The organism is Trichococcus sp., assembly GCF_049589555.1.
Classification (GTDB): Bacteria; Bacillota; Bacilli; order Lactobacillales; family Aerococcaceae; genus Trichococcus.
Window position 1 is genome coordinate 1 of the sequence record NZ_JBAWAZ010000018.1, and the last position, 8,864, is coordinate 8,864.

An 8,864-nucleotide genomic window follows, 5' to 3' on the forward strand; every position below is an offset into this window, starting at 1 on the left:
TATGCGCGATGATTTTAGTGTATGCCAATCTCCCCAATCCTTCCGGTCTGCTCCTCTGCGCAGTTTTTCATTCAAGCTTTGTTTTTTTCGGTATCGGCCAACTGCAGCAATTCTTTTGCGTGGGCCAATGAGAGCTCCGTGATATCGGTACCCGCCAACATGCGTGCGACTTCGTTGATGCGTTCAGGCCCGAACAGCGGTTTGACATGTGTCTTTGTCCGATCGGCAATGATCTCTTTTTCTATATAGAGATGTTGATCCGCCATCGCTGCCACCTGCGGAAGATGCGTGATGCAGAGCACCTGCGAGTAACTGGCCACCAAGTGGATCTTATTGGCTATCGCTTGCGCTACCCTGCCCGAAACGCCGGTATCCACTTCATCAAAGATGATGCTGGTGATGCCTTGCGTTTTAGTAAAGATAGCTTTCATGGCCAACATCATCCGTGAGAGTTCGCCGCCGCTGGCCACCTTGGCCAATGCTTTCAGGGGTTCGCCGACGTTCGTCGCGATATAGAATTCCACGTGGTCCAACCCGTTATCCGTAATCGCAATCTTCCCAGGTTGCACATGGAAAACAGTCTTGAAAAGAACCTTTTCCATGTACAGTTCCTTTAACTGCAGTTGGATCTGTTCTTCCAGAACGACTGCAGCTTTTCCCCGGATGGCTGTCAGTTGTTTGCCGATAGCCAAAATCTCTTCTTTTGCTTTATTGTAGTCCACATTGAGTTTCTCAAGGTAGCTTTCCCGGTTTTCGATCAGATCCAGCTCTTGGGATATTTTTTCGTAATGCCCCAGCACTTCACTGATTGTGTTTCCGTATTTCCGCTTCAACTGGCGGATCAATTCCAATCGGTTCTCGATTTCGTTCAAGCGCCCTTCATCGTAGGACAATTGCTCGATCTCCGACAGGATGTCGCCGGCGCATTCCTGCAGTTGGTAATACGCTGCCGAGACCGAGGATGCGATTGCCTGGTAGACCGGATTGATGTCCTGCACTTTTTCCAGCGCCGCCATGCCGAGACCGATTTTGTCGATGCCGTTCTCTTCGCTGTTCTGCATTGAATCGTACGCACTCGTTAAAGCTTGCATGACTTTTTGATAATTGACGAGCAGGTTCCGTTCTTCTTCCAGTTTTTCATCCTCTGCAGGATCTTTCAACTGTGCTTGCTCGATTTCCTGGATTTGGAAAGTCAACAAGTCGATTCTTTGGACTGTTTCTTTCTCGTCTGTCTTCAATTGGATCAATTGCTTGCGTGTATCCACATATTTGGAATAAGTATTGAGATATGTCATTTTGACTTCTCTCAGTTCATTCCCGGCGAACTGATCCAGCAGATCGATATGTTTTTGCGGATCCATCAATTCTTGGTGCTCGTTCTGCCCGTGGATATCGATCAGCGTTTCGCCGACTTCGCGCAGAGTCGCAACCGTTACGATTGTGCCGTTGACGCGGGAAATGTTCTTACCGTTCCGGGAAAGTTCCCGCTGCAGCAGAACTTGGTTCCCGTCCGCTTCTATTCCATACGATTCCAACACGGACACTGTCTTGGCGTTTTCGGGAATACTGAAAAGCCCTTGGATGACCGTCTTGTTTTCGCCGTATCGAATCAAATCGTTGGATCCTCTTCCGCCTGCCAACAGACCGACGGCATCGATGATGATGGATTTCCCTGCTCCGGTTTCCCCAGTCAGCACGGTCATACCCTCGTCGAAACTCACTTGAAGATTTTCAATTATTGCAAAATTTTTAATGGACAACTCTTGTAACATTCCGCATTCCCCTTCGCAACGGTTCCTTAAAACGCCTATTTATCGGAAATTGAGATTGATTTGCTTTTCAGCTGCAGATAAGCCTCTTTGACAATCTGCGGGCTGTCGATTTCTGGAGAGACGATGCCTGGTGCATGCTCATTGGCTTGTAAATGAACCAAAAATTCGATGTTTCCGGTTCCACCAGTGATAGGCGAGAAGCTCAGATTTTTTACATCGAATCCGGTCAGGGAAGCGAAATCCAAGATATCCCGCAACACTTCATTGTGGACTGCCGGATCGCTGACGATGCCTTTTTTGCCGATTTTCCCTCTTCCAGCTTCGAACTGCGGTTTGATCAGCGCAACGACGTCTCCGCCGATTGCGATGATTTCTTTCAGAACCGGCAAAATCAGTTTCAGTGAAATGAAGGATACGTCAATGGAAGCCATCTCCGGCTGCCCTTTTTCAAAATCCTCCAGCTTGCTGTAACGGAAATTCACCCGTTCCATGACCTCGACGCGGTCATCCTGGCGCAACTTCCAATCCAATTGATTGTAGCCGACGTCCAACGCATAACAAAGTTTCGCCCCATTTTGCAGCGCGACATCCGTAAAGCCACCCGTTGAACTGCCGATATCCAAAAAGATTTTGTCCTTGGGATCCACTTGGAATAAAGCGATGGCTTTTTCAAGTTTCAATCCGCCACGGCTCACGTATTTCAATGTTTCTCCTTTTATATGGAGGGTTTTCTCGACGGAAATCTTTTCGCCCGGTTTGTCGTAACGCTGGTTGTTTTCGTCATAGATTTGCCCGGCCATGATCAATCTTTTGGCTTTTTCACGGGAATCTGTCAAGCCCTGTTGTACTACAAGTAAATCCAATCTTTCTTTTTCCATGGTAATCTCCCGTTATATTCTGACATAGTCCAATAATTGGCGGAATACATCTATTTTATCCTCCGCACCGCCATTGGACAGCACCACTCGGTCCAGACAGTCTTCCGCTTGGCGGATAACGCCGTTCAGTTCCTGGATGGATCCGGTGACACCCAATAAGGATGGATATGTATTTTTATTCAATGCGGCATCATGATGGATGGTTTTGCCCGTCTCGGCCTCATCCAACACGACATCCTTCAGATCATTGTGGATCTGGTAAGCCAAACCCAAGTGTCTGGAGAATCCTTCCATCTCGGTTATGAACGGTTCATCCGCATCCGCGATGAGGCATCCCGCAGTGACAGCGTATCTTATCAACGCGCCGGTCTTTTTATCGTGCACTTGCTTCAACTCTTCTAGTGTCAGCGTCTTCTTTTCGCCCTCTACATCATCCATCTGTCCGGCGATCATTCCGTTCGGCCCCGAGGCTTTCGCCAATAAGCCGATCAGTCTGATTTTTTTGTCTGCCGAAATGACAGAGGATTCCGCAAGGATTTCGAAAGCAGCCGTCAGCAACGCGTCCCCCGCAAGGATGGCGGTGGATTCTCCGAATACTTTATGGGAAGTCAAGCGCCCCCGTCTGTAATCATCATCATCCATAGCAGGCAGATCATCATGGATCAAGGAATAAGTATGGATATATTCCAAAGCGGCTGCAGCTGCGAAGCCATCCGAAATTTCACTGTTTGCCAACGAAATGGTCGCCAACACTAAAAGAGGGCGAATTCTTTTTCCGCCCCCCATTAAAGAATACGCCATCGCTTTGTGCAGATTCTCTTGCGAAGGCACACGTGCATCCAACTCCGAGTAAAGGAAAGCATCGAATCGAGGCATCCATTCCGATTGAAATTCGCTAAGATTCATGCTTGTCATTCTCCTTCGGTTTGGGTTGCCAGCTCTTCAAAATTCGCTTCCGAACCATCCGGGTTGACGATTTTCGTCAACGTTTTTTCAGCATTGTTCAAAGTATCTTGGCAATACTTGCTGAGATCCATCCCGACCTTGAATTGCTCCAAGGCCTCTTCCAATGGAACATCCCCTGCTTCCAGTCTTGTTACAATAGCTTCTAATTGGTTCATCGCTTCTTCAAAACTTATTTTCTTTTCGGCCATCATTTTTCCTCCACCACTTGTTTTACTTCTGCTTCGGCGTAACCGTCCGCAAAATTCACCTTCAATTTATCGCCGCTGTGCAACTCCTTGACAGATGCGACTACGTTCCCGCCTCTTGTCGTATAAGTGTACCCTCGCGACATGATCTTCAACGGACTCAACAAGTCCAACGATTGCATAGCCGATGTCAGGCGCATTTCCTTTTGTTTCAGATAGCGATCCATGGCCCTTTGCAGCTCATCGGTGAGCTGTTGTCTGCGATTGCCGGCCAGCTGCACTTCCCTTGCAGGATTGCGGTTTTCAAGGCGCAATTGCAGCCTTTGCAGCTCATTGGACCGCAAATGAATCTGCTGTTGCATCTGATTTGCCAGGCGTTGCTGCACCTGATCCGCTTTTATGGCATAGCCTTCATACATCCGCTCCGGTTGTCTGAAGATATAGGATTGCATGGCGCGGTTCAATCGCTGTTGTTGCATCGTGTGCAGATGCCGCATCTTTTGATAGAGCCTGTTGTCGATCTGATGGATATAACGGATGACATCGCTCAACACCGGCACTGATAATTCCGCCGCTGCTGTCGGAGTAGCGGCGCGTACATCCGCAACAAAGTCGGCCAACGTCGTATCCGTTTCATGCCCTACGGAAGAGATGACTGGGGCACTCATGGCCGCTATTTGGCGGACGACTGTTTCCTCATTGAAGGACCAAAGATCCTCAATGGAGCCGCCACCCCTTGCGACGATAACCACATCAAAATCACCTTTTTGCTCAATTGCTTTAAGATTCTTTATGATGTTGGCAGCGGAATCCTTTCCTTGCACAATGGTCGGATAGAGCACGAGCTGGACGATCGGGTATCTTCTTTTCACAGTCGTCATGATGTCCCGAATGACCGCACCGCTTGAGCTGGTGACTATGGCGATGCGTTTCGGAAATACTGGGAGCTTTTTCTTCGGCAGGGAAAACAACCCTTCGCGCGTTAATTTTTCCTTCAGTTCCGAAAACGCTTGGTACAAAGCACCGACCCCATCCGGTTCCATATGCTCGACCATGATATTGTAGGTTCCGCCCGATTCGTAGACATTCACCCGTCCGATGAGCATGACCTTCATCCCTTCCTTGGGCTTGAAGGTCAACTTGTCGAATCTGCCTTTGTACATCACTGCTGAGATGACGGCATGGTCATCCTTCAGACTGAAGTATTGATGGCCCGGACGCGGACGATAATTGGATATTTCACCAGTAAGGTAGACACGCTCGAGATAAGGATCGGCATCAAATTTTCTTTTGATGTATTTGGTTAGAGCGGTGACGCTGAGATAGACAGGTTCCAACTTTGTGCCTCCTTGATTATTTTGCTTTATCGATTGTTTGTTGCAACAGCATCGTGATGGTCATCGGACCGACACCACCAGGCACTGGTGTGATGTGGCTTGCGATGCCCATTGCACCGGCCGTGTCCACATCGCCGATCAATTTACCCTCTGCACTGCGGTTCATCCCTACGTCGATGACTACTGCGCCTTCTTTGATGAAATCAGCAGTGACGAAATGCCCTCTGCCGATCGCCGCAACCAGGATGTCGGCTTCTTTAGCCAATTCTTTCAGGTTTTTGGTGCGTGAATGGGCGATCGTGACTGTCGCATTCTCGTTCATAAGCATGATGGACATCGGTTTGCCGACGATATTGCTGCGGCCGATCACTAATGCTTTTTTACCTTCAAGCTCGATGTTGTATTCTTCCAAAATCTTCATGATGCCGTACGGTGTGCATGGCAAAGCTGATTCATTGCCTAGGAAGAAGTTGCCGACGTTCATCGGATGGAAGCCATCCACATCCTTCTCATAACGGATTGCGCGCAAAACTTTTTGTTCATCTATGTGTTTCGGCAAGGGCAGCTGTACCAAAATACCGTGCATGCTGTCATCTTGGTTCTGCTTTTCAACTTCTGCCAGGAGATCTGCTTCGGAAATGTCTGCCGCAAGACGAACGACACGCGAATTCATACCCATTGCTTCGGATTGCTTCTCTTTATTGCGGACATAGACTTGGCTCGCTTTATCCTCGCCGACCAAAATGACGCAAAGACCCGGGGTTTTCCCTTCCGCTGTCAATGCTGCTACCTGTTCTTTCATCTGATCCTGCATTTTTTTTGCTAAGCCTTTTCCATCCATGATAATCGTTTCCATTAATCAATCTCCTTTTCCTTGGTGTTACCGTTTATTTTAACATATTATCTTGGATTACGGTTAGAAAAGCGGGCTTGGCATGCCCGAATTCAGCGACAAAAAAAGAAAAACCCTTATGCCGAAGCATTAAGGATTTTCCGTTTTAGGAATGAGGTTGGACAATACGCCATTGATGAATTTGCTCGACTGTTCATCACAATAAAGCTTTGAAATTTCAATTGCTTCATTCAACGCTACCCTTTGAGGTACCTGTTCTGTATCTCCCAACAGCATTTCATAAGCAGCAATCTGCATGATCAAAGCATCTGCTTTGGCCAATCTGCCCACAGTCCAGTTCTTCAGGTAAGGTTGGATCGCTTCATCGATCGCCGCTTGATTATCCAACACGCCATGCACTAATGTGACCAAATAAGGATAATCCTGGATTTCGACATCCTCTTCGCTGTTCCATTCCTCTGAATCGCTCAAAACCGCTTGCTTGATGGCTTCTTCAGGGGTCAATTCTTCGTTCGTTTTCAATTGGAAAAGGGCTTGGAGCGCCTTTTCCCGGATTTCTCTTCTGGTTAAACGGGAAGTGCTCACGCATTCTCCCCCAATTCTGCATCCAAATCAAGATAGGCATTGTCTTCGGACTTCGGTGCGACAAGGCCAACCACATGGACGTTCACTTGCGAAACTTCAAGATTGCTCATGTAAAGGACTTGTTCCTTCACTTTTTCTTGCATATCCAAAGCGACTTTCGGTACGGAAGTCCCGTACTTGATGTAACAGTACACATCAACCGCCAAACCATTTTCGTCGACTGTCAAATGTACACCTTTGTTATGGGCAGTGCGTCCCAATAATTCATTGACGCCGGTCTTGAAAGACCCTTGCATCGCATAAACACCTTCTACTTCATTCGCTGCAATACCCGCTATCACTTCAATCACTTCAGGAGCAATTTCAATCTCTCCCAGCGGAGCCGGACCGTTTGCTAAAGGAATGTTTGTTTCTTCCATCATCTGTCATTCTCCTTTCTTGGGAAACATTATGCGCGGGATACGTAAGAACCATCTGTTGTGTTGACGATAAGCATATCATCCGCATTCACGAAGAATGGTACGTTGACCATCAATCCAGTCTCCATTTTAGCCGGTTTTGAACCGCCTGAAGCTGTATCGCCCTTGATCCCTGGCTCAGTTTCTTCCACTCGCAGGATTACTGTGTTCGGAAGATCGACACCGATTGTTTCTGTTTCGTACATTAGGATGTTTACTTCCATGTTTTCTTTCAGATAGTTCAATTCATATTCGATTTGGCTTGCATTCAATTCGATCTGTTCATAGTTTTCAGTGTCCATGAAGACATAAGCACCGGCACTCTCGTACAGAAATTGCATTTTGCGGTTCGCGATATGCGCTTTCCCGACTTTTTCACCCGCACGGAAAGTTTTTTCCTGCACAGCTCCAGTGCGAAGGTTCTTCAATTTTGAACGGACGAAAGCCGCACCTTTACCTGGCTTTACGTGTTGGAAATCGACAACTTTCCATAACCCTCCATCAATTTCGATCGTCAGGCCTGTCTTAAAATCATTTACTGAAATCATTAATAATTCCTCCTGTGGCAACTCATTTGAAATAAGTTTACCATTATTTTGGTTTGGATTCTATTTTTTTACAAAATAATCAATTTTTTTGGAGAATGTGTCAAAATCTCGTTGCCGTTATCACGGATCACAAGATCGTCTTCAATACGGACGCCGCCAAGACCAGCGAGATAGATGCCCGGCTCATTTGTGATGACATTGCCTGGCACAAGTACTTTTCCGGCTTTTTGCGATGTATTTGGTCCCTCGTGTATCTCCAGGCCGATTCCGTGCCCATTGGAGTGGCCGAACGCTTCCCCATACCCATGCTCCGTAATGTAATCGCGTGCGACACTGTCAACTTCAATGCCTGTCATCCCGGCTTTGGCCGCTGCATTCACGCGCAATTGGGCTGCCAGAACGATATCATAGATTTCCTTCAATTTCTCATGCGGTTGCCCCACTGAAACCGTGCGGGTCATATCCGAAACATAGCCGTTGTAATAACAACCGAAATCCAGCGTCACGAAGTCGCCTTTTTCGATCAACTTCGGACTGGCCACACCATGCGGCATGGCGGAACGGCTACCACTGGCGACAATCGTTTCGAACGAAACGCCGCTCGCGCCCAATTCGCGCATGTGGAAATCCAAACGGTTCGCGATTTCTATTTCCGAAACTCCCGGACGAATGTGATCAAGGATGAACATGAACCCGGCGCCCGCAATTTCACAAGCCCGTCTGATTGTCTGGATTTCTGCTTCGTCTTTGACTTCACGCAATTCTTCGATGATGCCTGAAGCAGGAAGCAGATCGCACGTCACTTGGTCCTCCAAGTCTTCGACACTGCGGAAAGACATGATGGCGTCTTCGAACCCTAGAGACGAAATGCCTTTTACCTCCACAATCTTTTTCACTTCATCGAATATCGGCCCTTTATTCTGAATAATCTGAAACCCCTGTGCCTGTGAAGCAGCTTGCTGGGTATATCGGAAGTCGGTCACAAAAAAAGCTTCCTCTTGAGTGATGACCGCCAAACCGGTCGTACCCGTAAAATTGGAAACATAACGTAAGTTATATTGACTTGTCACCAGCATTGCATCCATCTTCTTCGCTTTGATGGCAGCCTGCAATTTTGAGACTCTACTCATTTCACATACTTCCTTCCAAAAAAAATAGCCTGTTTGTTTACAAACATACCTATCCATTATATCAAAAAATAGCCCGCATAGATAGAGGGAATTCGTCTATCTGAGCTTTTGGGCCAGCATTCGATTCCAAATTCGATGAACTACCAAAAAAC

General features: G+C 47.4%; 10 protein-coding genes. All 10 read right to left on the reverse strand.

From position 1 onward, the window contains the following. Positions 1-71: 71 nt before the first annotated feature. Positions 72-1,772, reverse strand: a complete 1,701-nt coding sequence (gene recN / locus WBV27_RS01105) for a DNA repair protein RecN (protein WP_424198663.1) — start codon at positions 1,770-1,772, stop codon at positions 72-74. A gap of 35 nt (positions 1,773-1,807) precedes the next feature. After that, positions 1,808-2,650 (reverse strand): TlyA family RNA methyltransferase, encoded by an 843-nt coding sequence (locus WBV27_RS01110; protein WP_424198665.1) that lies wholly within the window; start codon positions 2,648-2,650, stop codon positions 1,808-1,810. A gap of 12 nt (positions 2,651-2,662) precedes the next feature. After that, on the reverse strand, positions 2,663-3,556 hold the full coding sequence (locus WBV27_RS01115; protein ID WP_424198667.1) for a polyprenyl synthetase family protein: 894 nt from the start codon (positions 3,554-3,556) through the stop codon (positions 2,663-2,665). Between the two features lie 5 nt (positions 3,557-3,561). Beyond that, positions 3,562-3,804 (reverse strand): exodeoxyribonuclease VII small subunit, encoded by a 243-nt coding sequence (locus WBV27_RS01120; protein WP_424198669.1) that lies wholly within the window; start codon positions 3,802-3,804, stop codon positions 3,562-3,564. Then, positions 3,804-5,138 carry an exodeoxyribonuclease VII large subunit gene (xseA, locus tag WBV27_RS01125; protein WP_424198671.1) on the reverse strand — a complete coding sequence of 445 codons (1,335 nt, stop codon included), beginning with the start codon at positions 5,136-5,138 and terminating at the stop codon, positions 3,804-3,806. The genes WBV27_RS01120 and xseA overlap by 1 nt, the downstream gene beginning before the upstream one ends. A 16-nt stretch (positions 5,139-5,154) precedes the next feature. After that, positions 5,155-5,994 (reverse strand): bifunctional methylenetetrahydrofolate dehydrogenase/methenyltetrahydrofolate cyclohydrolase FolD, encoded by an 840-nt coding sequence (folD, locus tag WBV27_RS01130; protein WP_424198673.1) that lies wholly within the window; start codon positions 5,992-5,994, stop codon positions 5,155-5,157. Between the two features lie 126 nt (positions 5,995-6,120). Further along, positions 6,121-6,576 carry a transcription antitermination factor NusB gene (gene nusB, locus WBV27_RS01135; RefSeq protein ID WP_272160458.1) on the reverse strand — a complete coding sequence of 152 codons (456 nt, stop codon included), beginning with the start codon at positions 6,574-6,576 and terminating at the stop codon, positions 6,121-6,123. After that, the gene (locus tag WBV27_RS01140; RefSeq protein WP_106449407.1) at positions 6,573-6,998 is read right to left on the reverse strand and encodes an Asp23/Gls24 family envelope stress response protein; all 426 of its coding nucleotides are present in this window, start codon (positions 6,996-6,998) and stop codon (positions 6,573-6,575) included. Before WBV27_RS01140 ends, nusB begins: the two co-directional genes overlap by 4 nt. A 26-nt stretch (positions 6,999-7,024) precedes the next feature. Beyond that, complete coding sequence (gene efp / locus WBV27_RS01145) at positions 7,025-7,582, reverse strand: elongation factor P (RefSeq protein ID WP_086984689.1); 558 nt, start codon at positions 7,580-7,582, stop codon at positions 7,025-7,027. Positions 7,583-7,650: 68 nt separating this feature from the next. Next, positions 7,651-8,712 carry a M24 family metallopeptidase gene (locus tag WBV27_RS01150; RefSeq protein WP_424198676.1) on the reverse strand — a complete coding sequence of 354 codons (1,062 nt, stop codon included), beginning with the start codon at positions 8,710-8,712 and terminating at the stop codon, positions 7,651-7,653. Between the last annotated feature and the right edge of the window lie 152 nt (positions 8,713-8,864).

What these genes read in the sequence shown, in the direction of transcription:
- recN (WP_424198663.1), bottom strand. Translation starts at nt 1,772, where the DNA reads ATGTTACAAGAGTTGTCCATTAAAAATTTTGCAATAATTGAAAATCTT.
- WBV27_RS01110 (WP_424198665.1), bottom strand. Translation starts at nt 2,650, where the DNA reads ATGGAAAAAGAAAGATTGGATTTACTTGTAGTACAACAGGGCTTGACA.
- WBV27_RS01115 (WP_424198667.1), bottom strand. Translation starts at nt 3,556, where the DNA reads ATGAATCTTAGCGAATTTCAATCGGAATGGATGCCTCGATTCGATGCT.
- WBV27_RS01120 (WP_424198669.1), bottom strand. Translation starts at nt 3,804, where the DNA reads ATGGCCGAAAAGAAAATAAGTTTTGAAGAAGCGATGAACCAATTAGAA.
- folD (WP_424198673.1), bottom strand. Translation starts at nt 5,994, where the DNA reads ATGGAAACGATTATCATGGATGGAAAAGGCTTAGCAAAAAAAATGCAG.
- WBV27_RS01140 (WP_106449407.1), bottom strand. Translation starts at nt 6,998, where the DNA reads ATGATGGAAGAAACAAACATTCCTTTAGCAAACGGTCCGGCTCCGCTG.
- efp (WP_086984689.1), bottom strand. Translation starts at nt 7,582, where the DNA reads ATGATTTCAGTAAATGATTTTAAGACAGGCCTGACGATCGAAATTGAT.
- WBV27_RS01150 (WP_424198676.1), bottom strand. Translation starts at nt 8,712, where the DNA reads ATGAGTAGAGTCTCAAAATTGCAGGCTGCCATCAAAGCGAAGAAGATG.